The organism is Paenarthrobacter nitroguajacolicus (assembly GCF_031455195.1).
Taxonomy (GTDB): Bacteria; Actinomycetota; Actinomycetes; order Actinomycetales; family Micrococcaceae; genus Arthrobacter; species Arthrobacter nitroguajacolicus_D.
The window spans coordinates 351730-377285 of sequence record NZ_JAVDSH010000005.1; the positions used below are offsets into that span (position 1 = coordinate 351730).

The window sequence follows — 25556 nt, forward strand, 5'->3', positions numbered from 1 at the left end:
CAGCAGCCGACGGCGGGACTCTGGTTCCGCCGTCGGCTGCTGCTCCTTTGTGGTGCTGTCAGGCGAAGCTGTCTTCCTTGACCTGTTCGGACCTGGGCGCGGCAGGCTTCCGGCCAATCAGCGCGGAAAGGTGCGCCTGCTGCTGGCGGAAGTGGCCGTGGGCGGTGAGTCCGAACTCGTAGGCCGACTCGGCGTGCTGGGTGAGGTCCACTCCGGTGACTTCGTGCTCCAGGGGAACCCGGAAGCCGATGGTCTTGTGGATGGCCCGGCCGATGACCAGGGTGCCCAGGCCCGAGAGCGCGATGGTGATCAACACGGCCATGGTCTGTGCGATGAGCTGCTGGGGGCCACCTCCGTAGAGCAAGCCGCCCGCGACCCCGTCCTGCGGGAAGGCGATGAAGCCCAGGGAGAGCGTGCCGATGACACCGGCGCCGAAGTGGACGCCCACCACGTCAAGGGAATCGTCGAAACCGAACTTGTACTTCAGGTCCACGAACACTGCACAGGCGGCACCGGCCACCAGGCCCAGGCCCAGTGCCGCGAGTGGGGTGATGTTGGCGCAGGAAGGGGTGATCGCAACGAGGCCGGCGACCACACCGGATGCCGCACCCAGGGAGGTGGGGTGTCCGTGACGGACCTTCTCGACGACGAGCCAGCTGAGCATGGCCGCCGCCGGGGCCACCAGGGTATTGACCCAGATGAGGCCGGCCTGCGCGGCGGTAGTAGCAGCGCCGCCATTGAAACCGAACCAGCCAAACCACAGGATGGCTGCGCCGATCATGATGAACGGTACGTTGTGTGGGCGGTGGTTGGGGTCTTTGGCGAAGCCGTGACGCTTTCCCACGATCAATGCGAGGACGAAAGCGGCGGTTCCGGAACTGACCTCAACCACTGCACCGCCGGCGAAGTCGATGACCTGGCCGAAGATCTCCGTGAGGGCACCGCCGGCGCTCATCAGGCCACCACCCCACACCATGTACGCCAGGGGGCAGTAGACCACGGTGACCCAGATCGGGACGAACAGGGCCCAGGCGCCGAACTTGGCCCGGTCAGCGATTGCGCCGCTGATGAGGGCCACAGTGATGATGGCGAAGGTAGCGGCGAAGCCTGCCTTGATGAGGTCGGGGGATCCCATCAGGTCCTGCAGGCCGAAGTGCGCGAAGGGATTGCCGAACAGGCCCAGGATGCCGTCGCCGGTGGTCATCGAGTAGCCCCACAGGACCCACACCACGCCCACGATTCCGGCGGAGATGAAGCTCATCATGATCATGTTCAGGGCGGCCTTGGCACGGGTCATTCCGCCGTAGAACAGGCCGAGGCCCGGGGTCATGAATAGCACCATCGCCGATGACAACATCAGCCAGACGTGTTGCGCAGAGATCTCCACCTGCGTTCCCTTCTGATCAAGCCTGTCCGAAACGGGCCTGGATTTGTCCGGCCCTCGCTAGCCCCCCGATCAATATTCGGTGAGCTATGTTTCCGACTCAGAAGAGCTAAGTTGCAGGAAAGTTACAGAAATCCCTCGTTCGTGAAGATCACGTCACTGGCATGTTTCGGAAATGTTAACGGCGCTTCTCCCGCGGCCCTGCCGGGTAGCCGCCGCGGCGGCTGGCGATGATGATCACCAGCGCGATGGCAGTGGGAATGGCCGCGGCAAACGGGACAAGTTGGGCTCCGACGCTGGTGAGGGCGAAGGCTCCATAGACCGCTCCGACGGCGATGCCCAATTGGATGGTCACCACGGTGAGGCCGTTGGCAGCATCTTTGTGGTCCCCACCTGCGCGGAGAATCGCCGCCTGGTTGTAGATACCCACCGCACCGAACGCGATTCCCCACAAAGTCATGAGGCCAAACGCGCCCACCCAGGTGCCTCCCAGTGCCGGGAGCAGTGCGAATGCAAGCGTCAGCAGTCCGACGGCGGCAATCACCGAGCGGCGTGGCCACGAGTCAGCTGTCATGCCGGCAATCCAGATACCCACCAGGCTGGCGACTCCCACGACGGAGAGGGAAAGGCTGGTGGCGGATTCCGGCAGTCCGGAGGCCAGGAGGAACGGGGCAACGTAGGTGAAGAGTGTGAAGTGGGCCAGCAGCAGGAGGGGCCATGCGATGGCGATGGCGACGACGCCGGGCAGTTTCATGGCTGCCCGCAATGACGGAGCTTTCTGGCTGGCGTGGTCGTGGGCCCCCGGAAGAAGACAGAGAGCCAGCACCGCCAGCAGGACACCCACTCCGGCCAGGACCAGGAAAGAAGCACGCCAGGTCATCAGCGAGCCCATCAAAGTGCCAATGGGAGCGCCGACAGCCAGGGCGATGCTGTTGCCGCTGAAGACCACGGCCATGGCCTTGCCAACGGAGTGCGCGGGAACGATGCGCGCCACATAGGGGGCCATGCTGGACCACAGCATGCCATGCGCGATGCCACCAAGGAGCCTCGCCCCGATCGCCCATCCCAGGGTGGGGCTCAACGCCAAGAGCACATTGCTCAGGGCGAAGGCCAGTACGGTGGCGATCAGCAGGGTCTTCCGGGGAACCCTTCCGGCCAAGAACCGGGAAAGCGGCAAGGCCGTGAAGACGATGATGGCCGCGTACACAGCTGTGAGGGAACCCACGGCGGACTCGTCAACGCCCAAGTCGCGGCTGATTTGGGGGAGCAAACCCGAGGGCAGGAGTTCGGTGGTCACCGCCGTGAAGCCGGCTGCCGCGAGCACTAGAAGGCCACCCCACGGGATCTTCTTGGGCTGCTGCCTTTCCACGGCCGGCGTTTTGGGCGTTTGCGGTTGGACGACCACAGGGTCTTGCTTCAAAAATTGCTCCTCGGGGATGGGCCGTGCTGGGGTGCTGTTCACAGGGGGTTGGGTCAACCCTATGCAGCCAAAGCGAACTGAGGGAGTCTCTGCCAGAAACCCCCTCCTTCCAGCAACACACTTTGTCCGCCAGCCATTCCTCGCGCAGACTGGCCTTGTGAAGCCCTTTCTCTTGCTGGCCACCCGCGCCGAAGATGCCGCAGCCGAAGACGAGTATCAGGCCTACCTCCGATACTGCGGCCTGAAACCTGAAGAACTGGTCCGTTTGCGGTTGGAATCCGAGCCATTGCCGCCCCTTGAACTGTCCGACTATTCGGGCGTGATCGTCGGTGGCAGTCCTTATACGTCCAGCGATCCGATGGACGAGAAGGACCCAGCCCAGATTCGGGTTGAGGCGGAACTCTCAGCACTCCTGGACCGGATCGTGGCCGAGGACTTCCCGTTCCTGGGTGCCTGCTACGGTGTCGGCACCCTGGGCGTGCACCAGGGCGCCGTCATCGATCGCCGTTTCGGTGAACCTGTGGGACCCACGGAGATCAAGCTCACTGCTGAGGGGGAGCGCGATCCCATGCTGCGGGGCGTCCCACACATTTTCGACGCGTTTGTGGGTCACAAAGAAGCGTGCAGCAAACTGCCTGCCCACGCGGTTCTGTTGGCGAGCTCGGCGTCATGCCCGGTGCACATGTTCCGGATCAAGAACAACCTCTACGCCACGCAATTCCACCCCGAGCTCGACGCCGACGGCCTCATCACCCGCATCAACATCTACAAGAACTCCGGCTACTTCCCGCCGCACACAGCGGACGAACTCATCGAAACGGCCCGGAGCTCATCGGTGACGGAGCCCATGCGTGTCCTGCGGAACTTCACGGAGCTCTACGCCCGCTAACCCCTCCGTTGTGGGGCCTGCTTTGCGTGCTTGGGCCATGGGTTGCCGCGCAGAGTGGGCCTCGCATCGTGGGGTGGGTGTGTTGTGAGGCCCATTGTGCAGGGTTTGGCGTGCGTGTTGGGTGTAGAGCGGGCCTCGCAACGTGGGGTGGGTGTGTTGTGGGGCCTATTGTGCAGGGTTTGGCGTGCGTGTCGGGTGTAGAGCGGGCCTGGCAACGCAAACGCCCGACGGCGGTAGTCGCCGTCGAGCGTTTGTGTCCCCCCCCAAGGTGCGGCTACTGGGGTCGGGCCGCGAGATCTTCCCCAACAGCGAAGGCCCGCGTGATCGCAGACCCCAGGGTTGCCCCACCGCCCGGATAGTTGTTCCGGAAGACACCGGCCGAGACGTTGCCCGCAGCGTAGAGCCCTGGAATCGCTTGCTGCCGATGGTCCAGCACGCGCCCGTTGAAGTCCGTGGCCAGCCCGCCGGATGTCCCCAGCACGCCGGCATGGATGGGTACGGCGTAGAACGGAGCCGTGAGCAAAGGCGCCAGGCAAGGATTGGGCGTGTTGCCGGCGTCGCCCAGGAAGCGGTCCTGTGGTGTCGCTCCCCGCCCAAATTCGGTGTCCACTCCCACGGCCGCGTCGGCGTTGAACCGAGCAACCGTCGACTCCAGACCGGCCGAATTGATGCCCACCTCCTTGGCCAGCAGCTCCAGGCTCGGCGCGGACACCATCCATTCAGCGGGTTCGCCGGGCAGAGACCCCGCCACCGGGTACTTGGCGCGATAGTCCGCATCGAACACCAACCACGCGGGATTGTTTTGCTGCCTGCCCGTGTGCGGATTGATGGACGCGAACACCCGGCTGGCATCGTGATAATTCAACGCCTCGTTCACGAAGCGCTTTCCGTCGCTGTTCACAGTGATGGAACCCGGAAGCGTCATTTCCACGTTCCCCATGCGGCCCGAACGCCGGCCGTCGTACTGATGGGCCGCCGTCGAAATAACCGGGACACCCCACACAGCCGACATGTCCTCCACAGCCGCACCGACCTTCAGCCCAAGTTCCAGGCCGTCGCCCTCATTGGATGGGGCACTGATCGGCGTCACAGGATACGGAAGTAAAGCGGAACGGAGCCGCGGGTTCCATTCGAAGCCGCCGGAAGCAAGCACGACGGCGGTTGCTGCCAAGGGGGCCTGGGCGGCGGTACCGCCCAGGGTCACCAGCCACCCGGTCCCGGTGCGCGACAACTCCTCCACAGGGCACGACACCACGATGTGGACCCCGCGGTCCAACGCGCTCGCAACCAGGCTTCCCACCAGTGCCCCGCCCATGGTTCGGATGCCCGTGGATGCGCGGTGCTCGAGGAGCGAAGGGTCGGCTGCGCGGCCGTTGAGTTCGTCCCGCTCGGTCATGGTGAGCAACGGAAAGTACGACGACGGCCGGATCAACTCCGCCAAGCCCGGGTACTCCTGGGGGTCGAACGCGTTGTTGTCCAAGCCCCTGCCGCCGTTCGCGGCACCTTTCCACTCCATGTGGTAATCGGGGCGGGCGATGGGAACCATGGAGACTCTGGTGTTCGTGTTGAGGAACTCCACGGCTCGCGGCGCAGTGGAGACGTACCAGTCGATTTCCCCGGCCGTCATCACGTGGCCAGCCGCCTCTGAGAGGTAAGCAACGCCGTCGGCATGGCTGTCCTGGTACCCGGCCGCCTTGGCGAGGTGATTGTTGGGCGCCCACATGACGCCGCCGCCTGCCGCCGTCGTACCGCCCAAGAGCGAAGCCTTTTCAACAACAAGGACGCCTAATCCGGCGTCGGCCGCGCGGACGGCGGCGACCAGCCCTGCCGCGCCACTGCCCATAATCACGACGTCGTAACTTGGGTTGAGTTGGCCGGTTTCAGTGGGAATGGGGGTACTCATGCGACACCCGCCGCCGGCATCTCAATGAGGATCTTGCCGATCTTTTCCGTGCGTCCCTGCATGAGGTGGAATGCCTGCTGGAGATCGGCGAGGGCGAAGCGGTGGGTCATGAGGGCTCGGGCTTTTTCAGGGTGGCGGGACAACAATGCGAGGCCGTCAGGAATGAGGTTCAGGCTCATTCGGCTGCCCATGATGTCCAATTCCTTGTAGGGGATGTCCTTCATGGAAACGTTGGCCTGCCGTGGCGAGATACCCACTTGGACGATCCTCCCGGCGCTGGCAACAAGCCTGATCGCGTTTTCCAGCGATGACGGCACGCCCGTTGCCTCCATGACCAGTTGGGGCCCGTAACCGTCGGTCATTGCGTCCAATCGTGGAGCTTGATGGGCGTCGGGGAACTCCATTCCCGGCGTCACCAAGAGGGTGTCCACGGCCCCAAATTCGATGGCGAGGTCCAATCGGTGCTGCTCGGTATCGGCACAGATCACCTTGACGCCGAGCTCCGTCAGGTAGAGCGTGGCCAGCAAACCAACGGGCCCGCTTCCCAGCACCAATGCTGTTTCCCCGGCCTCTGGCCTGCCCCGGTTCACCGCCTGCATGGCGATGGAAGCAGGTTCGCCCATGGCTGCGATGTCCAGCGGAAGTTCGTCCGGCACTGGGTGGAGTTTATCCAGGGGGACGCTGATCAGTTCAGTGAGCGCACCATCCGAGTAACAACCCAGGCAGCCGACATTCTGGCAGACGTTATACCGACCGCTCAGGCAGGGTCGGCACTGGCCGCAGGAGATGATGGGGTTCACCGCAACGCGGTCTCCCATCGCGAAGCCTGGGGTGTTCCCTGTGGCAATGGCTTCGACGATTCCGGAGAATTCGTGCCCCTGGATCAGCGGCAACTCTGTGGGGTAGTCGTCCTCCCAGATGTGGAGATCGGTGCCGCAGAGCGTGACGTTGTGGACTCGCACCAGGGCATGGCCGGGCTCCAGGGCGGGTTCAGGGGATTCCCGGAATTCAATCGTTTCCCGGGAGACTGTGACTGCTGACAGCATGTGGGAACCTCAGTTCCTGCCGGCCGGCTGTACGGCGGGCTGTACCGCCGGCTGTACGGCGTCGGCGCCGAAGAAGATGTTCCACTGCCGAACCGTGCGCTCATCAATGAGCCCTGCTTCGTGGAATGGGTCCTGGTCCATAAGGGATTCGACGTCTGCCTTGGAATCACCCGCGATGATCAGCAGGGCGCCCGGAGCTTCCTCCGGTCCGAAGGGTCCGCTTTTCAGGAGACGGCCGTTTTGGAACTGGGCTTTGAGGAACTCCACGTGGACTGGCCGGACGACGTCCCGTTGGGCGGCCGTGGAATCGGAATAGGAGTAGGTGACGGCAAAAGTGGCCATGAGGGTGTCCTCTTCATTGAGTTGATGGGGCTTCCTCAATGGTGGGCAACGTATTAGGCCCTGTCCAATACTTAGTTAGTCAAGAACTATGTAAAATATCCACATAGTAGGCACGGGGCAGGTCAGGTCGTGGGTGTGGGGAGTACTTTCTCGGCTACCTGAAGGGCGGCCCGGAGCGCGGGCGACACGGCACCCGGGTTCCACGCCAGCCCGGAGAACAGCAGGACGTCGTCGCCGTCGAGCGGCAGGAACACGGTTCCGGTTGGCATGATCCCCTCGATCGATTCCGGCATGAGGCTGATCCCCACCCCACTGGCCACCAGGGAAAGCGCAGTGTACGGATCCGCAACCTCTTGGCTGATCCTTGGCCGGAAGCCTGCGGCAGCGCAGGCAGCAAAAGTGACTTCCCGCAGGGTGGACCCCTGCGCGGCCGGCATGGTGATGAAGGGGTCGCCGGCGAGATCCAGCAGTTCCACCGAGGACCGACCTGCAAGGAGATGATCTGTGGGTACGGTGGCGCCCAAACGCTCAGTAGCTATGCGGCGGGTGGCCAAGGACGGGGCGTCTACGGGCAGGCCGATGAAAGCGAGGTCCAACGCCCCGTTGCCCAGTTGCTGAAGTGCTTCCTGGGTCAGCAAACCACCACGCAGCGTCACCTCGAGTTGGGGATACTCCTGGCGCAAGGCGCGGGTCAGCGGCGGGAGCGTGGTGTGGTTCAAAGCCCCGGAGAAGCCGATGGCCAGCTTGCCGTAGACGGTTGCGTTGCCAGCGTTCACGGCCCTCTGCGCCAGGTCCACTTCCTCAAGGATCCTGCGGGCATGTGGGAGCAGTGAGTGGCCCGCAGTGGTCAGTGTGACGGACCTGGTATTGCGCTCAAAAAGTGGTGCGCCCAGGCCTTTCTCGAGCTTCTTGATGGTCTGGCTCAGTGGTGATTGTGCCATGCGGAGCCGCTCAGCCGCCCGGCCAAAGTGCAGTTCCTCGGCTACAGCCAGGAAGGCCTCGATTTGCCGCAGTTCCACAATGCCTCCCAGGTTTTACGGATCCAGTGCAAGGCTATATTGGGTTCTGGTTCCGGGTGAAAGCAGCCGGACGGTTCAACGGAGGCACCATGGCTAACTCGGCGTCGGGGGAGTCCGTCATTGAGCGCGTCGTGAAGATCATGGATGCGTTTTCCAAGGGTCAGCCGTGGCTACCGCTCAAGGAACTCGTCCGGATCACCGGGATGTCCAGCAGCACGGTGCACCGGCTTGCCATGGACCTGGCATCCAATGGCCTCCTTGTACGAAACGAGGCCGGTGAATTCGGGGTCGGCATGAAGATGTGGGAGCTGGCATCCCGCAGCAATCCGCTTGAGGAATTCAGGCGTCGTGGACTGCCGTTCCTGGAAGGTGTCCATGCAGCCGTCAGGGAACATGTGTCCTTGTCCATCCCGGATATCGAGTCCAACAGCGTCCTCTACCTGGAACGGTTGGACCGGCACGGGACGGTCATGAACCTGGCTGAGGTAGCCGGGCGGTTGGACATCCACACCACGTCCTCAGGAATGGCCATGATGGCGCACATGCCCGGCTGGGTCCAGGATCGGTTCATCGCCGGGAAGTTGGAAAAGACCACCCCCGCCACTGAGACAGATCCGGCCCGTCTCAGGAGCAACCTTGCCCTCATCCGCGAGCGCGGCTATGCCCGTCTGGTGGGTGTTCTGGTGGCCGAAAACACTGCCTTTTCGGTGCCTGTGTTTGGCCAGGGCCAGGCAGTCATAGGTGCGATTTCCGTCGTCGTGCCTTCTGTCGACGAGGATGCCGGGCTGATCCTGCCGGTGTTGGTGGCCGCAGGCCGCGGCCTGTCCAGAACCATGGGTGCTGAGCGCCGGCCTTACGGATCCCGGCCATGGTTGTCGCAGGCTGGTTCCGCGTAGTCAAAGGGCGTGTCCCGTTCAACGGGAAGTTCGTCCATGTGGTGTGACCTGGGTCCTACAGTCGATCCCAGAGGAACAATCGTCAGTGATCTGGAGCACACATCCGGAGCCGTTATCAACGGCAACATGATGGGCTGCACAACAAAGCGGCAGCCGGCGATCCGGACCTCATCTAATTCTTTGCCGGGCAAGGCACCATGGCGGTGCCACTTCCCGCGGCACTCAATGAGGAGACAGTATGGGACACGTGCAGCAGCACTCGCCCTCGGATGTAAACGAACCGGCATCGCCGGTGGGAACAGAGCCGGTTGACCACGTCAAAATGCCCAAGAAGGCAGCACTCGCTTCCTTCCTCGGATCCACCCTGGAGTACTACGACTTCTTCATCTACGGCACGGCCGCAGCGCTGATCTTCCCCAAGATCTTCTTCCCGGGAGGCGATCCCGTGGTTGCTTTGCTCGGAGCCATGGCGACGTTCGGAGTCGGCTACCTGGCCAGGCCGCTGGGCGGGCTCGTGATGAGCCATTACGGTGACAAGATCGGACGCAAGCAGGCGCTGATGGTCACGTTGGTGATCATGGGCCTCGCCTCGATCGGTATCGGTTTCCTGCCCACATACGGGCAGATCGGCTACTGGGCAACAGCGTTGTTGTTGGTAGGCCGCCTCGCCCAGGGCTTCTCCGCAGGTGCCGAATCCGCTGGCGCCTCCACCCTGACCATGGAGCACTCACCGGAAGGTCGCAGGGCTTTCTTCACCAGCTTCGTGATGACCGGCTACGCCTCGGGAATGGTGTTGTCCACCATCGTGTTCATCCCGCTCGCAGCCCTGCCCGAAGACCAGCTCCTCAGTTGGGGTTGGCGGGTGCCGTTCTGGCTCTCGGTTGTGGTGCTGGCTGTGGCGTACTGGATCCGGACCCGTTTGGACGAGCCGCCCGTCTTCGAAGAAATCGTGGAGAACAGCAAGCCCAAAGCCATCCCCGCCGTCGCCGTCCTCAAGACCCAGTGGCGCGACGTCCTGCGCGTTGGTGTGGTGATGCTGTTCTCCGTCATGCAAACCACCTTCACCGTGTACGCCCTGGCCTACGCAACCGGACCGGCCGTGGGCATCGACCGCACGCTCATGCTCACTGTGAACGCTGTGACCATCGGCCTCTCGATGGTCACCATCCCGATCTCAGCCATGATCTCCGACCGTATTGGCCGGAAGAAGGTCCTGCTGGTGGGTGCCCTCGGCTGCGCACTGACCACGGTGGGCTACTTCTGGGCCATCAGCGAGCAGAACATCGGATTGATCTTCCTCTTCGGATTCCTCAACATGACGGTCTTCTACTCCTGCTGGAACGGCGTGTGGACGGTCTTCTTCCCGGAAATGTTCCCCGCCGCTGTCCGCTACTCCGGCATGGCGATCGGTAGCCAGATCGGCCTCATCCTGGCCGGATTCGCGCCCGCTATCGCGACGCTGCTGGCCCAGCCCGGGCCGAACGGTTGGATGCCCGTGGCGGGATTCACCATCCTCTGCCTGGCGGCCTCGGCCATCGCCATCATGACGGCCCGCGAAACCTACAACGTCCCGCTTGAGGATCTCGGCAAACCGCGCGCGGCCCGCAACTAACGAACAAACCACGACGCCGGGCGGCACCTTCCAGCCGCCCGGCACCTTGCCCCGGGCACCGGCACCCGTCCCCGCCCCCGCTGGCCCGGCACCCGCCCCCGCTGGCCCGGCACCCGCCCCCGCTGGCCCGGCACCCGTCCCCGCCCCCGCTGGCCCGGCACCCGGGCTCAACCATCCAAGCAACCACCCAGTCCCGAAAGTTGGATACCCCATGACTTCCCCAGCACCGGCAACCCGCACCTTCCGCGTTGGAATCGCGGGTTGCGGCGCCATTTCCCGCAACCACCTGGAATCTTTCAAGGCTTTGGACAACGTCCAGTTGGTGGGCGTTTGCGACGTGGATGCGGACAGAGCAAGGGCCACAGCTGTTGCCTGGGACATCCCCAACGCGCTCACCAGCGTGGATGAGCTCCTGGCGCTGGATGTGGACATCATCTCCGTCTGCACGCCGCACCCCACGCACGAGGAAGTGGTCCTGAAGGCCGCGGCCGCTGGTGTTAACGTCCTCTGTGAGAAGCCCATTGCCACCAGGCTGGAGTCCGCCGAGCGCATGGTGGCAGCCTGCGAGGAAGCGGGAGTCCAACTTGGTGTCCTGTTCCAGCGCCGCTTCTGGCCGGCTTCGCAGAAAATCCGCGAAGCGATCGACGACGGCACGTTGGGTAGGGCAATCATGGCGCAATGCTCGGTCATGCTTCACCGGGCACCGGACTATTACAACCGCGACGCCTGGCGAGGCACTTGGGACAGCGACGGCGGCGGGGTCCTGATGTCCCAGGCTGTACACCAGATCGACCTCCTCCAGTGGTATCTGGGGGACGTGGCCGAGGTCTATGGCAAGGTCAACACCTACCTCCACGGTGACTACATAGAGGTAGAGGATTCCGCGACGGCGGTGATCACCTTCACCGCAGGTGCCATGGCTACCTTGGAGGCATCCACCGCTGTATCGCCGAACCTTGGGATCCAGCTCCGCATCACCGGCGAAACAGGCGCCTCGGCTTCCCTGACGGAGTTCCCGGAAGGCAGCGATGGCCGGTTGGACCTGTGGGCGGTGGGCGAGAGGATCGTCGTCGAACCTGTCCACCCGGAAGGCGTGGAGCCGAACGTCGATCTGTCCGCCATCAACGGCCAGCTGATTCCGTTCCACAAATTGCAGGTCCAGGATTTCGTCCAGTCGCTGGAAAGCGGGACGGAACCGGCCATCACGGGCAAGGACGCGTTGAAGTCCCTCCGCATTCTCCTTGCCGTGTACGAGTCCTCACGCACTGGCCAACCCGTCCGCTTCGCGCCTGTTGATCCCGCGCACCAGGCGATACCAGGGCTCCGGGATCGCGAGAAGGTGGCTGGCTGACCATGGCACTGACAAGAATCGCCGGAACACCCGTGACCCTTGGCCGCAACGGCCGCACCCCCAAGACACTCCGCAACCGCCTGGCCTCAGCCCCCATGGAGCGCAACTATGGCACCACGGGCGGCTACATCACCGCGCAATACATCGACTACCTGGTGACACGCGCCAAAGCCGGACTCGGCATGGTCACCACCGAAGCCACGTACGTCCGGGCCGACGGCAAGGGCCGTACCCACCAGCTTGGCCTGCACACCGATGACATGATCCCCGGACTGCGTCGCCTCACCGACGCCTTGCACGCCGAAGGTGCGCTCGCCGCCGTCGAGCTTAATCACGGCGGCCGCACCGCGCAGGCCGCAGTTTCCGGTTTCAAGAACCTCGCGCCGTCGCCGGTTCCATGCCCGACGGCGGGTGGAGAGGTTCCGCGGGAACTCACCGCCGCCGAGTGCTACGAACTGGTGGAAGCCTATGGGGCTGCGGCCCGCCGCGCGGTTGCCGCCGGGTTCGACGTCATCAACCTGCACGGTGCCCACGGATACCTGATTCACCAGTTCATGTCGCCCATTTCGAACCACCGCACGGATGAGTTCGCGGCGCCGGAGTTCTTCATGAACCTGGTCATCGACGCCGTTCGGCAGGCTGTTCCGGACACGATCGTGGGCATGCGCGTCTCGGTAGTGGAAGGCCCGGCAGACGGCATCAGCGCTGAACAGCAAGTGGCCATCATCGCCAAAGCCCACCTGGAGAAGCTCGACTTCCTGGACATCTCCGCGGGCAGCTACGACGCCGGCGAATGGATCGTCCAGTCAGGGGAGTGGAAGCCCGGAATCCTGGCCGATTATGCCAAGGCCTACCGCCAATTCGGGCTCCCCTTGGGCATGGCTGGGCGTTTGAATTCGCCGGAGATCATTGAGGAAGTCCTGTCTCAGGGCACCTGCGACTTCGTGAGCCTGGCCCGTGCCATCCATGCCGATCCCGCGTTCGTGGGCGGGGTGCTGCGCAGCGACCGTTACCGTCCGTGCATCGCGTGCAACGTGTGCATCGATAACCTTGGCCTTGGTCAGGTCACCTGCACGGTCAACCCGGCGGTTGGGCGTTCACGAGTCCCGGTTCCAACGCCGGCCGTTCGTTCCGGAGCCAAAGTGCTGGTGGTGGGTGCAGGCCCGGCTGGCCTCACCGCCGCGCGTGAACTCGCCGAAGCCGGAGCCAACGTGACGCTGATGGACGACGGCGTCCGGCCGGGCGGGCAGTTCGCGCTCGCCGAGCGCATGAAATCGACGCCGGACTTCCACCGCTTTGCAGACTGGTCCAGCGCGGAAAACGAGCGTCTGGGTGTTGAGGTTCGCTTGGGAGTTCACGTGGGCACCTCCGACGCCGGTAAGCTGGCCCGCGACTTCGGCGCCGATGCCGTGCTCATCGCAACCGGTGGGCATCGGCCGACGCCAGGGTTTATCGGAGCCGACTCGCCGCGGGTGTTGGATGTCAGGGCCTGGCTTGCCGCGCACCCGGACATTCTCGACGCCGGTAAGCCGGGTTCCGTGTGTGTCCCTCCTGAGGCTGTGACCATTTGGGGTGCTGATTCCGTGGCCATGACTGTTGCGGACACCCTCGCTTCCCTGGGCACGGCGGTGCTGATTGTTGGTCCCCAGGATGCGCTGGCTCCTGAGTCGGGGCGCCGCGCCAAGATCCTTGCCGTGCCGCGGCTTGAGGCCAATCCCAAGGTGCGGATCTTCCTGTCCAGCACTATCGAGGAGTTCGACGGTACTCGGGTCCGGATCAGTCGAGCGGGTGCTGAGGACCAATGGATTGACGCGCCGGGGGAGCTCTTGGTTTCGCGTTCCGTGCTGCCGCTGGATGGTTCCATCTCGCTGGAGGAACGGGAAGCCGGGCTAAGCCTGGCTGCGTCCGTACCGGTCGCGCTGGCGGGAACTGTTGTTGATACAGCTCCGGCCATCGTGTCCAACGCCGTTAAGAGTGGGTACGACGCAGCCCAACGCATGGCCGCCGCGTTGGCCGGAAGTGGGAGCGCGGGAGCCGAGTTCGCGGGAACGGTGCCAGATCGCCGGAGCTTTCCAGCGAAGTCGCATGCTTCCAGCGAACTCGGGGCACAGACTGGTGGGGCTCAGCCACGGCGGCTCGGATTGGCCCAGCTTTCCTTGGTGGGTATCGCGCCTCCGGACCTGGTGACCATCGCAGCCGAGGCAGGATTCGACTTCATTGGCGCGCGGGTCCGGCCGGTCACTGCTACGGAGCGCCCCTATGACCTTCAGCCGGGCTCGCCCATGCTTCGCCAAACCCTGGCCCGCATGGCTGACACAGGGATCACGGTTGAAGACATCGAGTTCCTGCTCTTGGACGGAACGGGGCTGCAAAACGGTGCTGATCAGCGCCAGGCGTGGCTGCAGATGATGGAGGCCGGCCAAGCCTTGGGAGCCTCGACCCTGACGGTGGCATGCGCGGACCCAGACCTTGATCGCTTTGGTGACCACCTCGCCCAGATGACCCTGGATGGCAAGGCCTATGGGATTGTGCCCACCTTGGAACCCATCTCTTACCAGGCAGTCCGTTCCATACCGCAGGCGGCAGCGCTGGCTCGCCGGGCGGGCTGCAAGATCGTGGTGGACGCCCTCCACATCAACCGTTTCGGGGGTTCCTTGGATGAGCTTGCTGCCGCTGCGGATCTTGTTCCTTTGATCCAACTTTGCGACGGACCTTCATCACCGCCAGGGAACAGGGAGGGACTGGTCAAGGAGTCCCGTTCCGAGCGCGGCGTCCCGGGAGAAGGCGAATTCGACCTTGCGTCCCTCGTAGCTGCGTTCCCCGCGGGTACTGCGGTCAGCGTCGAAACCCCATCGGACAGCCGGGTCGCGGCACTGGGCGAATCCGGATGGGCCAAGCACCTCAAAGCGGCAGCCGGAGCTGTCCTCAGCACCCTCACAATCAACAACGCAGCACTTACCGGGAGCACCAAATGAACACCAAGCAACCTCTGCCTACTGTGGACTGCGACGTCCTGGTGATCGGCTCAGGGGCCGGAGGCCTTTCAGCGGCAGTGACGGCCGCCTATCACGGGCTGAAAGTCATCGTGGTGGAAAAAGCCGACGTGTGCGGCGGTGCAACGTCCTGGTCCGGCGGCTGGGCCTGGGCGCCGGGCAATCCCCTCGCCAAGAAGGAAGGCGTCAACGAGGATAAGGACACCTTCCGAACCTACCTCCGCGGGGTCCTCGGGGACGACTATCAGGCCGACAAAGTGGATGCATTCCTCGAAGCTGCTCCACACATGGTGGGCTTCTTCCACGAAAAAACATCCCTGCAGTTTGTTCCCGGCAGCAAGATCAACGACATCTACGGCAAGCTGCCCGGCGCCGGCACAGGCAACCGATCCGTTGGGCCCAAACCGCTGAACGCCCGCGCCATTACGCCCGCCGTGCGCGCCAAGATGCGGCACCAACTGTACGAAACATCGTTCCTCGGCATGGGCATCATGGCCGGCCCGGACCTGGGCAAATTCCTCTCGGCATCGCGGGGAAATCCCAAAGGGCTTTTCCATGCGGGCTGGCGTTTCGGCTTCCACCTGTTGGACCTGCTGACCCATCGCCGCAACATGCAACTGGTCAACGGCACAGCTCTCACCGGCAGGCTCATGAAATCGGCGGATGCCCTCGGCGTCGACATCCGCGTTTCCACGCCAGCCACAGCGTTACTCAGCGACGAAGAGGGCAAGGTGACAGGCGCCGTCGTACGTTCGGTGGAAGGTGAGCTGCAGATCAACGCGGGTCGCGGCGTCGTGCTGGCGTCCGGTGGGTTCCCCAACGATGTGCAGCGACGCAAGGAGTTGTTCCCCAAAACCCCAACGGGCCGTGAGCACTGGACGCTTGCGCCGCGGGAAACCACCGGCGACGGCATCAACCTGGCCCAGTCGGTGGGGGCCAGCTTCAAGACTGCGGTGAAATCACCGGCCGCATGGTGTCCGGTGTCCCTGGTGCCGTACCGCAACGGCAGGACGGGGGTGTTCCCGCACATCATGGACCGCGCCAAGCCGGGCAGCATCGGTGTCCGTGCGGACGGCCAACGGTTCGTGAACGAGGCCAACGGCTACTACGACTACGTCGAGGCACTTTTCGCCGCGACGCCCGAAGGCGAGGCCGTGGAGTCGTGGCAGATCGCGGACAGCCGTTTTGTCCGCAGGTTCCCGCTGGGCATGGCCAAGCCTCTGCCCGTACCCCTTTTCCCGTACCTGCGTTCGGGATACCTGATCAAAGGCAGGACAATCGAGGAGCTGGCGGAGAAATGCGGCATAGACCCGGCCGGTCTGCGCCGAACTGTGGCCAGATTCAACGCCAACGCGCGTGCCGGCGTCGACCCCGACTTCGGCCGGGGCGAGACCGCCTTCAACCGGTACGGCGGAGATGCCGGCAACAAGCCCAACCCGTCTCTTGGCCCGATCGAGAAGGGCCCCTTCTACGCGGTACGCGTGGTTCCCGGCAGCTTCGGGACCTTTGCCGGTGTTGAGACCGATGGGCGTGCACGGGCACTTGACCTCCACGGTGAGCCGATTCAGGGACTCTACGTTGCGGGCAACGACCAAGCCAACGTCATGGGCGGCCACTACCCGGCAGGCGGCATCAACCTCGGTCCCGCGCTGACGTTCGGTTACATCGCCGGGCGGGACCTCGCTGGCGTGGACACGTATGAGGACGACGGCACGTGCGCGGAAGAGCGCGTGGCGTTGTGAGGCCTGCTCTGCAGGGTATGGAGGGCGCGAACCCCGCAGATCGGGCCTCGCAACGAGGTGGGAGCTACTACCGGGGAGCTGCGGGCGCAGTGGTAACGGGAGCGGGCGGTGGAGGGGGAGCCGGCGCGGGGAAGGGACCACTGGGATAGAGGGCAGTGGCTTCCATCATGTAGTTGGCCCACTGCGGACCGGCGATCATGTAGCCGTCCAGCGACTTATAGAACTTGCCGTTGATGGTGACGTTCTGGCCTGCCCGTTGCTGGCCCGCCGAGGTATCCCCGAAGAACGACGCCGTGGCCAGCGCCGTCGTGAAGCCTGCCACCCACGTGGCTCCGTTGTTGTTCGAGGTTCCCGTTTTCGCTGCAACAGGGACCTGGCTCTGCACCTTGGGCTCGATGTAGACGCCGGAACCCATCTTCAGCACGTCCTGTAGCACCGCGTTAACTCCACGGGCAACAGCGGGTTTGACGGCATCCCGGCATTCCGGTTCCTGCGCCTCGTACTGCCGCCCCTGCGCGTCTGTGATTTCGGTGATGGCGATGGGGGCGCAATAGGTACCGTCGTTGGCGAACGTGGCATAGGCGCTGGCCAGCACCACAGGCGCTACACCGATGGAGCCGAGGAGATTGCCGATCTGGTGCATGTTGACCGGTGCGTTATCCAAGCCACTGTGCAGGCCCACCGTGTCCACCATCCGCTGGATACCGCAGAAATCCAGTTGGGCGGCGGTAGCGAACGTGGCCGTGTTGATCGAGTTGTAGAGGCCATAGTTGATGGGCATCGGGCGGTAATAGCCGGGATCGTTGTTTTGCAGATCGTCATCGGCGCCGAGGTTTGCCGCTTTTTGGGCGGTGCTATAGCCTCCCAGGACCTTTCCACAACTGTCACGCCAAGGGAAGCCCACGGGGTAGACCCTGCGGGAAGCGTCAACCACTGCGGTGGGGTTCTTGCCTTCATTGAGCCACTCCGCATAGATAAACGGCTTCATGGTTGACCCGGGCTGGAAGCCCCCCGCACCGTTGAGGTCGTAGCCGTTTTCGTCCTTGGCGTCCACGTTGAAGTTCAGCTGGGTATCGTACTTTCCTTCCTCCGGAACGAACACGGTGTTCTGGGCCATGGCAAGGATTTTGCCGGTGCCGGGCTGCACCGTGGTCATGGCCGCGCCCCACTTGTCAGGATTGTCCCCGGCCGAGGCGTCGACTTGTTTTTGCGCGGCGGCCTGGAGGCGGCTGTCCAGCGTGGTGGTGATGGTGAGGCCGCCGCGGTACAGGAGCCGCTCGCGTTCTTCCAAGGTGGAACCGTACGCCTCGTTGTTAAGGATGAGATGCGAAACGTAATCGCAGAAGTACGTGGCGATGGAGGCTCCCGCGCAGCCCTGCATCGAGGGCGTGACGTTGAGCTCCACAGGTGTTGCCACGGCAACTCCGTGGTCCACGGCAGTGATCTTCCCTTGCTCCAGCATCCGGTCCAGCACCAGGTTCCTGCGTGTCAGCGCTGCCTCCGGGTCCACCGTGGGGTCATAGATACTGGGGCCGTTCACGAGCCCGGCCAACAACGCGGCCTGCGGCAGGGTCAGGTCCTTGGCGGAAGTACTGAAGAAATAGCGCGACGCCGCCTCGATGCCGTAGGCGTTCCGGTTGAAGAAGACAATGTTCAGGTAGCCCTCAAGGATTTGGTCCTTACTGAACCGTTTTTCCAGTTCCAGGGCCAGCTTGATTTCGCGCAGCTTGTCACCCATTGTCTTTTCGCCGCTGAGGACAACATCCTCCGGCTTCCCCTCCGACAGCCGGGACTCGTTGAGCACATTGGTGACGTATTGCTGCGTCAATGTGGAAGCTCCCTGACGGGTTCCCTTGGTCAGGTTTGAGGTCAGCGCCCTCATGATGCCTTGGGCATCCACACCAGGGTGCTCGTAGAACCGGCTGTCCTCAATGGCGACGATCGCTTCCCGGATGAACGGCGACATTTCCTCCAGCGGAACCTTCACCCGGTTCTCGGCATAGAAGGTGGCAATGTGTTGGCCGTCCGCCGTGACAACGGTGCTGGAAAGGGACGGCGAGTCGACGTTGAGTTCGCTGGGCAGGCTCTCGTAGAACCCGATGGATCCACCCACCGTGGTGCTGGTGAAGGCGACTACGGGCACCACGAACCCGGAGATCAGCACGCCGCAGAGGATGCTCACGGAAAAGAAACCGAAGATCCTGAGCAGGACCTTTCCGAGAGCTGGCTTCCGACCCTTGTTCCGCGCCATTTTCGATGCCATTCCGTAGGGACATGAGGCTGAAAAGTAGGTACAGAATACGTCCGGCACTGCCGCCGATCCATGGGGTGGAAGCCTAAATAAGGTCCCAAATAGGACTCAATCCAGAGGAAGGGTGACCCTCACGCTGGTGCCCCGTCCAACCTCGGAGTCGATGTCCACTGTCCCGCCGGCGTCGTGCACTGCGATCGACATCATGAGGAGCCCAAAACCGTGGCGACGTCCGCTGGGCGCTGCATGGATTTCGAAGCCGCTGCCATCATCGGTGATAGTGAGCTGGATGCCGTGGTACACCGCGTTCAGGCGGATGGTGAGCTCGCTGGCTCCTGCGTAGTTGAGGGTGTTGCTGAACGCTTCCTGGGCCACGTGATACAAAAGGGCCGCCGCGGAAGAGGAGATCTCGATTCCGTGGTGCGGGGTGTGCCAATGCACTGTCACACCGGCCCTGCGAAGCGGAGCGGCCAGCCGGTCGATGCATCCCGCAACACCCAGCGCGTAGAAATCCACGGGGTGCTGATCCTGGATGATGCCCTTGACGGCCATCACCTCACTGAGAGCTGCTGACTGGTCCATTGGGTCCCCCACATCGTTGTGATTCATACCGGAAATTCGTTGCCGAAGACTCCGTGTATTGGTGCTTCGACTGCTTCCAGCGTGGCGCTGATGTATCAAGGAACCTTTTCGATTAGCTCAAGTTCGTATCAAGTTTGCGGGGCGGACTTGCGCCGGTGGAAGCTGTCGCATAACAGCGCCCGACGGCGGCACTTGAGTGCCGCCGTCGGGCGCTTGAAGACACAAAGCCTAGCGGCGGCCAGGGCCTTGCGACTGGGTGTACTGGCCCGCTGTCACCGTGCCCTGCTGCTCGGCTCCGTCGATGGCACCGGTGGTGAGGCCGGCCTTCGCGTCAGCACTGCCACCTATGTAGACCGTGTACGTACCACCGTCCGAGATCGCCGACGACGAGTACACCAGAGAAGCGATGGTCTTGCTGGTCACAAACGTGGCCACCACTGTCCCCGACGTGTCAACAATGTGGACCGGAGTGCCCGCAGCCACCGAGGAGCTGAACGTGACCTGCACTCCGGATTGGCTGGAAGAAGTTCCGGGGGTCACGGCCATTCCCGCGCTGCCAGCCGCAGCCACTGTCCCGCCGGTGACGGTCAGCTCGCCATTCACGTCCAGTGCTCCATTGCCGTCGTTGGTGGGCCCGTTGACCACCACGGTGCCTCCGGAGATCGTCGCATTGCCGTTGGAGTCCAGACCGTCACCCTCGGAATTGATGGTCAGGGTGCCGCCGGAGACGTCCACGGAGTAGTCGCCCACGGTTTCACCGCCGCCCATTCCGCCGCCGCCGGGTCCGCCCATTCCGCCCCCAGCCGTGCCCCCAGCCGTGCCCGCGTCCGTGCTGGTGGAACTGCCGGAAGCATTCACGCCGTCGTCATTTGAGGTGACGGTGACATCGCCGCCGGAGATGGCGATGTGCTGTGCTTCGAGTCCTTCCTCCGACTCAGCTACCGTGACCGTCCCGCCGCCGATGGTCAAGGTATTAAAGGCTTTCACACCGTCGTCGCCCGCTTTCACGGTGAGCGCCCCGCCACTGACCAGCAGCCACCCGCGACCCTCATCGGTTTCATTGTCGGCTTTGACGCCGTCCCCGCCGGCGGTCACCTGGTACGCGCCGTCCAGCAGGACCGTGTAGTCCTTGCCCCGGATGCCGTCGTCCACAGCATCAACAGTGACCTTGCCCGACGCCATCACCAGCCCGTCCTTGGAGACGATGCCGTCGTTGTACTTGCCGTTGACGCTGAGGGATCCGGGGCCGGCAATGGTCAGGTCGGCCATGGAGTAGAGCGCGGCTTTGGGGGCGTCGTCGCCTTGATCCGCGTACGTGGTGGCGTCCGTCACCGTGTTGGCGCTGCCATCCTCCAGGTAGACAATCGCTTCGTCAGCGCTTTGCACCACGAACGGCGAGCCGGTGGCGTTGCCCAGTTCAACGCCGTCCAGGATGATCCTGACGGTGTCCTGATCGCCCGCTGCCACCACGACCTTCCCGTCGCTCAATGAGCCGCTGAGGCGGTAGGTTCCTGCCGCACTGATGGTCACCGTGTTGCCGTCCACGGCCACGCCGGTGGAGGACGTCGACGTCACTTTGCTGCCGCCGTCGGACAAGCTGATTGCCACCTCGGTAGCGGCATCCCAGGTGAGGTCGTCGCTGTCGTAGTGGGTGTCTTCCCCGATGGTGGCGGCTGTGACTGCCTGCTGGGTGGCGGTTGTCGTGGTGGACGTGCCAGTGGTGCCTGGGGAGTTGGTGGCGGCCGTGGAGCACCCGGCCAGGGAGATGGCCAACGCGACGGCGGCAACGGAAAGGGACGTGCGGAAGGAGCGCATGGTGGGTTTCCTTAGGTCTGAAGGGGAGCTAGCTGATGGGGCGCAGGTGCATGCGGCGCCGAAGGGTTTGGTTCCAGCGGTTGGCAGGGAGCTCCGGGTGGAGCGCGGCCATGCCGGTGGCGAACTTCGAGATGCGGCACGGCCGGACGCCGTGCGCCCAGAGGTGCCTGTCCAGGGGACCGGGCGCGGAGCCGGATTTCGTCTCCACCACCACTGCGTCGTCAAGGATCCACGGCTGCCCATCGGGGCGCTGCCACGTCACGTGGGAATCGATGGTGGCACGGCTACCGGACCCGGGGAGGAACAAAGTGGTGCGGTCGTATCGTGTGGAAAGGACGGGCTCCAAGGGGCTGAAGGTGACATCTCCAATCGTGGCCGCCAAGGTCTCGTTCACGTAGGCCAGGCCTTCATCGGTCAGCCGGTCCCGGTCGCACGGTTCGTACGGGATGCGTTCCTTGACGGTGGCCTCGCGCGCCCCTTCGGTCTTGACCTCCAGGAAGCTCACGGCACTGTCCACGTAGGTACGGGTGCGGATCTTGAAGCGCCGACGCCTGCCGCGGGCGGCCAGCAGATAACTGTCCAAGCCCGGGGTGTCGAAGTAGACGGAGTCGTAGGCGAAGGTGCGTTTCCCGTCCATTTCCAGGACCCGGGCCTCCGTGCTGAACGTGCTCAGGATCTGGCGGGCCGTCGCCGACGGAACCAGGTACTTTCGGTCGACCCGGGTCAGTAGCGCGGCTTCCGTGGTGAGTTCTTCAAGTCCGACGGCGGGTAGGCCGCCCAGCTGCGGCATGATCGGTGCGGCATCGACGCGGCTCACGCTACACCGGCCGAGGAGGGCACGGACTGCTGGGTGTGCGCCGCTGCCGGCCCGGGCTGCGCTGGCAGTTCCTGAGGTGCGGGCGAGAGGGCGCCGGCAGGCTGGTGGAAACCAAGCTGCGGGGGTTGTGGCTGCTGCTGGGGGCGGACTGCGTAACGGACGTCCACGATCGTCTTGTCGTTGACCATATCCAGCTCCTGGATGGTGGCCGAATGGACAGTGCCGTTGAGAACCTCCTCCAGCCGGGCGTAGAGCTCGGGCTCGTTGTTGATGGCGCGGTCCAGGACTACGGTCTGGTGACGGTAGGCCGGCAGGACCCGTGGGTTGTCGCCGATGAACATCACCAGGAGCACCAGCGCCATGAGGGACAGGGTCAGCCAGAGCGGTTCGACGCCGATACCCGCGATCAGGCCCAGAGCCAGGGCTGAGAAGTAGTAGGCCACCTCGTGCTGGGCGAGTTCCGTTGACCGGAGCCGGATGATCGACAGCACTCCGAACAGGCCAAGTCCCAAGCCAACACCGGCAGCTGATCCGGACAACGCCGTTGCCACGGCCAGGACGCCAACGTTCATGCCCAAGTAGGACACCACCAGGTCGCGGCGCCGGTGCCGGCGGAGGTAGAGGGCGAGCGTCAGAATGGCGATGGCGGCCAAATCTGCCGCGATAAGAATGATGGTGTTCATCAGTTACTCCGGAATCTCTTGGGGGATTGGTCTCCACTTTTCCCGGTCATGCTGTGCTGAAACTGTGCCGGGACCAAGGCTGGGATATGGGTTTCGGTGGGATCGGTTTCCGTTGGCTCGGCACGCTTACCGCGGCCGAACAGGAAACGCTGCTGAACGGCGTAACTGATGCCCAGCAACGTCATTTCAGTAGCAAGCTTGGCCAGCAACTGCGGAACTGCCACGGACGTCAGAGCCCATATCAGGACGTAGTTTGCCGACAGGAGCACAAGGACAAGGGCTACATACCCTGTGACGGCAGCCCGCAACGACGTGTCCCTGCCGTGCTCGAACACCAGTCGCCGGTTGACCATGAAGTTGATGCCGGCACTGATGACACGTGCGCCGACTACCGCCAACAGCAGCGAGTCTGTAGCCGCACTAAGGACAAGAAAGACCACCGTGTCCACCAGGAACGCTGAGAAGGAGGACGCCAGGAACTTCAGCAGCGGCGCGTAGATCCGGACCGAATCAGCGACGGGACGGAAATGCGATCCGGAGTTGTCGTCGACGTACACGGTGGCAATGTCCACGGTGTCGATCCCGTAGCCTGCCTGTTTCGATTCAAGCAGGAGGTTTAGTTCATACTCGTACCGCTGCCCCCGGACGGTCAGCAACCACGGAATCATGTCGGCACGGTAACCGCGCAGTCCCGTCTGTGTGTCGCTGATCTGCTGTCCCGTGGCCAGCCTGAACAACCAGCGCGTCACGGTGTTGCCGAATTTGCTGCGGGCCGGGACGTCGCCGGTGAAGTTCCTGCACCCAAGGACCATTGATGCGGTGACCCGACGGACGCGGTCTGCAACTGCCAGGATGTCCGCCACACCATGCTGCCCGTCGCTGTCGGCGCACACCACATCGTGGCCGGGAAAGCGTTCGGCAATGAACGCAAAGCCGCTCTTCAGGGCGTGTCCCTTGCCGCCGTTTACGGCGTAACTGAGCACATGGCACCCAAGCCGCGCGGCGTCGTCGAACGTTTCTTTATAGTCAGGCCCGGAACCGTCGTCAACCACCACGATGGTCAGCCACGGATCGGCTTCCCGAAGACTGCGGACAAGGGAAGTGAGCTGGTGGTCCGGCTCGTACGCCGGTATCAGGATGATCATGACTGGGCGATGTAGAGGATGTCCGAGGTACCGCGCTCTTTGTTTTCACCGAGCGGGTTGTTCACCAGGGAGCCGTTGAAGTACATGGTGGACGAGCCGCCGCCGTCAATGTTGTAGGCGGTGGTGGCGCCCAGGTCCTTCATGATCTGGGCCAGTCCGGTCATGGTGACGCCGGCGCTGTAGCCGGGGCTGCGGCCGTCCACCACCACGAACACCAGGTGGTTACTGTCAATGACGCCCACCGCCGTGCGCGGCTGTTCGCCCTGGATGGAGTGGTTGCCGAAGTTTGTATCCACCTCCACGTCCTCAATGCCCGAGGCGATTTCACCGTTGTCCAGCAGCGACGGCCCGAACGACAGTGTGTTCCATACGCCGTCAGCGACGAGCTCGTCAGCGGTGGTGGTGGTTTCGTCATAGACCTTGACGGTGCCGTCCTTGTAGAACGCCAACCCCTGGCGGGCGCCCTCGTCCCGGTACACCACGCCGTTGCGGATCACGATCCCGGTGTCCCGGAAGCCGTAGTAGTCACCGTTGATGGCGAAGATCGCGTTGTGGTCCGCGGCAATGGCGGAGGTATTTTCGGTGATGTTTTCGCCGTAGGTATCCTCGGCGAATGCCGACTTCAGCGTGGTGGCGTCATCAAGCACGACGTCGGCAACGTAGTACGTCACGGTATCGTCACCGCTGCCTGTGGTCACCGTTGAGATGGTGACGCCGGTGTCCCCAGAGGTGTACGAGGTATCCGTGACAACGGCGGTCGCGGCCGTGTCAGCGGAAGTGCCCTCCGTCGAGCTGTTTGTCGTAGTGCCGGCCTGGCTTGCTTCGTATTCGGAGACGTTGGTGATCTGTGCGTGCGGAATGACGAAGCGGTCCAGGGCCCAGGCGGCGGCACCCCCGGCAGAGAGAGTGACCGCTAGAACGGCGGAGACGACGGCGCGCCGGGTCCGGCTGCCCTTACGGTTCTTGGTCTGTGGAGGAGTCATGCCCCATTTCTACGGAGCAAGGCTACGCCGGAGATTTGCCCAACGTATGCGTGGGCTGTGAAGGTTCACCAGTGCCGGCCGTCTGCCTCCCGGGCTGCTTCCTCGATCCGGAACCTATGGGCCGCCCACTCCTCGGAGTTACGGCCGGGGATGTTGGGATCGCCCGGTCTCTGCCCGGCGGAGCCGTCGATGAGCTCGCGGATGATGTCTGCGTGCCCGGCATGCCTGGCGGTTTCCACGCACATGTGGACCAGGATCTGGTGGAGCGTGACGTTCTTCTTCTCGTCCGACCACCACGGCACCACGCCCGGTGCATCCAGCGGGAGGGACTCAATGGTCTCGTCGCTGTGCTTCGCGGAAAAATGGTGCAGCTCCAGGATCTCTTCCCGGCTCTCGGTGGCAGGGACCCACATATCGGAGTCCGGTTCGGCGTCGTCAGCCAGCCACGGCATGTCCCTGCCGCTGGGTCGTCCGAAAGTCACTCCGAAATAGTCCAGCTGCACGCTGGCCACATGCTTCACGAGGCCCAGCAGATTGGTTCCTGTGGGAGTCATGGGCCTGCGGGCGTCATACTCGCTGAGGTTCTCCACCTTGCCGAGCAGGTCCGCCCTCCGGAGCCGCAAATAACCGAGCAACGTCGCTTTGTCATCCATGGGGAGCACTCTACCGAAGGGCGGGACCCG

20 protein-coding genes are annotated in these 25556 nt (G+C 63.7%); 6 read left to right on the forward strand and 14 right to left on the reverse strand.

The features are described 5' to 3' along the window. Positions 1 to 58 precede the first annotated feature (58 nt). Positions 59 to 1387 carry an ammonium transporter gene (locus tag J2Y68_RS13610; protein ID WP_309994223.1) on the reverse strand — a complete coding sequence of 443 codons (1329 nt, stop codon included), beginning with the start codon at positions 1385 to 1387 and terminating at the stop codon, positions 59 to 61. A gap of 175 nt (positions 1388 to 1562) precedes the next feature. Further along, positions 1563 to 2804: an MFS transporter gene (locus J2Y68_RS13615; protein ID WP_309994225.1), complete on the reverse strand. Its 1242-nt coding sequence runs from the start codon at positions 2802 to 2804 to the stop codon at positions 1563 to 1565. Between the two features lie 157 nt (positions 2805 to 2961). On the opposite strand from J2Y68_RS13615, the gene J2Y68_RS13620 reads away from it, so the two are divergent. Continuing rightward, positions 2962 to 3693 (forward strand): glutamine amidotransferase, encoded by a 732-nt coding sequence (locus J2Y68_RS13620; protein ID WP_309994226.1) that lies wholly within the window; start codon positions 2962 to 2964, stop codon positions 3691 to 3693. Between the two features lie 274 nt (positions 3694 to 3967). Here J2Y68_RS13620 and J2Y68_RS13625 read toward each other — a convergent pair whose 3' ends face one another. The 4 genes from J2Y68_RS13625 to J2Y68_RS13640 all read right to left on the reverse strand — a co-directional run bounded on the left by J2Y68_RS13625 (position 3968) and on the right by J2Y68_RS13640 (position 8003). After that, entirely contained in the window at positions 3968 to 5596 is a 1629-nt protein-coding gene (locus J2Y68_RS13625) for an FAD-dependent oxidoreductase (RefSeq protein WP_309994228.1), read from the reverse strand. Further along, a complete protein-coding gene (locus J2Y68_RS13630) occupies positions 5593 to 6642 on the reverse strand; it encodes an alcohol dehydrogenase catalytic domain-containing protein (RefSeq protein WP_309994230.1) in 1050 nt (349 codons plus the stop codon). Before J2Y68_RS13630 ends, J2Y68_RS13625 begins: the two co-directional genes overlap by 4 nt. A 9-nt stretch (positions 6643 to 6651) precedes the next feature. Next, positions 6652 to 6984, reverse strand: a complete 333-nt coding sequence (locus J2Y68_RS13635; protein WP_309994232.1) for a YciI family protein — start codon at positions 6982 to 6984, stop codon at positions 6652 to 6654. Between the two features lie 122 nt (positions 6985 to 7106). Next, complete coding sequence (locus tag J2Y68_RS13640) at positions 7107 to 8003, reverse strand: LysR family transcriptional regulator (RefSeq protein ID WP_309994234.1); 897 nt, start codon at positions 8001 to 8003, stop codon at positions 7107 to 7109. Between the two features lie 89 nt (positions 8004 to 8092). Between J2Y68_RS13640 and J2Y68_RS13645 the strand changes: the two genes are divergently transcribed. The 5 genes from J2Y68_RS13645 (at position 8093) to J2Y68_RS13665 (ending at position 16597) form a co-directional block, all read left to right on the forward strand. Further along, entirely contained in the window at positions 8093 to 8899 is an 807-nt protein-coding gene (locus tag J2Y68_RS13645) for an IclR family transcriptional regulator (protein ID WP_309994236.1), read from the forward strand. A 238-nt stretch (positions 8900 to 9137) separates the two neighbouring features. Next, positions 9138 to 10511, forward strand: a complete 1374-nt coding sequence (locus J2Y68_RS13650) for an MFS transporter (RefSeq protein ID WP_309994237.1) — start codon at positions 9138 to 9140, stop codon at positions 10509 to 10511. Between the two features lie 211 nt (positions 10512 to 10722). Then, a complete protein-coding gene (locus J2Y68_RS13655) occupies positions 10723 to 11862 on the forward strand; it encodes a Gfo/Idh/MocA family protein (RefSeq protein WP_309994240.1) in 1140 nt (379 codons plus the stop codon). Between the two features lie 2 nt (positions 11863 to 11864). Continuing rightward, positions 11865 to 14837, forward strand: coding sequence for an oxidoreductase (locus J2Y68_RS13660; RefSeq protein ID WP_309994242.1), 2973 nt, complete (start codon positions 11865 to 11867; stop codon positions 14835 to 14837). Then, complete coding sequence (locus J2Y68_RS13665) at positions 14834 to 16597, forward strand: FAD-dependent oxidoreductase (RefSeq protein WP_309994244.1); 1764 nt, start codon at positions 14834 to 14836, stop codon at positions 16595 to 16597. Before J2Y68_RS13660 ends, J2Y68_RS13665 begins: the two co-directional genes overlap by 4 nt. A gap of 67 nt (positions 16598 to 16664) precedes the next feature. Here the strand turns inward: J2Y68_RS13665 and J2Y68_RS13670 are convergent, their stop codons facing one another. The 8 genes from J2Y68_RS13670 to J2Y68_RS13705 form a co-directional block, all read right to left on the reverse strand. After that, entirely contained in the window at positions 16665 to 18848 is a 2184-nt protein-coding gene (locus tag J2Y68_RS13670; RefSeq protein WP_309994245.1) for a transglycosylase domain-containing protein, read from the reverse strand. A gap of 108 nt (positions 18849 to 18956) precedes the next feature. Next, a complete protein-coding gene (locus tag J2Y68_RS13675; RefSeq protein ID WP_257369693.1) occupies positions 18957 to 19457 on the reverse strand; it encodes a sensor histidine kinase in 501 nt (166 codons plus the stop codon). A 201-nt stretch (positions 19458 to 19658) separates the two neighbouring features. Next, on the reverse strand, positions 19659 to 21245 hold the full coding sequence (locus J2Y68_RS13680) for a carbohydrate-binding domain-containing protein (RefSeq protein ID WP_309994247.1): 1587 nt from the start codon (positions 21243 to 21245) through the stop codon (positions 19659 to 19661). Between the two features lie 28 nt (positions 21246 to 21273). After that, positions 21274 to 22035, reverse strand: a complete 762-nt coding sequence (locus tag J2Y68_RS13685; RefSeq protein WP_309994329.1) for a polyphosphate polymerase domain-containing protein — start codon at positions 22033 to 22035, stop codon at positions 21274 to 21276. A 23-nt stretch (positions 22036 to 22058) separates the two neighbouring features. After that, the gene (locus J2Y68_RS13690) at positions 22059 to 22745 is read right to left on the reverse strand and encodes a DUF4956 domain-containing protein (RefSeq protein ID WP_309994250.1); all 687 of its coding nucleotides are present in this window, start codon (positions 22743 to 22745) and stop codon (positions 22059 to 22061) included. Then, on the reverse strand, positions 22745 to 23890 hold the full coding sequence (locus tag J2Y68_RS13695) for a bifunctional glycosyltransferase family 2/GtrA family protein (protein WP_309994251.1): 1146 nt from the start codon (positions 23888 to 23890) through the stop codon (positions 22745 to 22747). Before J2Y68_RS13695 ends, J2Y68_RS13690 begins: the two co-directional genes overlap by 1 nt. Further along, entirely contained in the window at positions 23887 to 24873 is a 987-nt protein-coding gene (locus J2Y68_RS13700; protein ID WP_309994254.1) for a phosphodiester glycosidase family protein, read from the reverse strand. The genes J2Y68_RS13695 and J2Y68_RS13700 overlap by 4 nt, the downstream gene beginning before the upstream one ends. A gap of 65 nt (positions 24874 to 24938) precedes the next feature. Further along, the gene (locus J2Y68_RS13705) at positions 24939 to 25526 is read right to left on the reverse strand and encodes a DinB family protein (protein ID WP_309994256.1); all 588 of its coding nucleotides are present in this window, start codon (positions 25524 to 25526) and stop codon (positions 24939 to 24941) included. Positions 25527 to 25556: the final 30 nt, after the last annotated feature.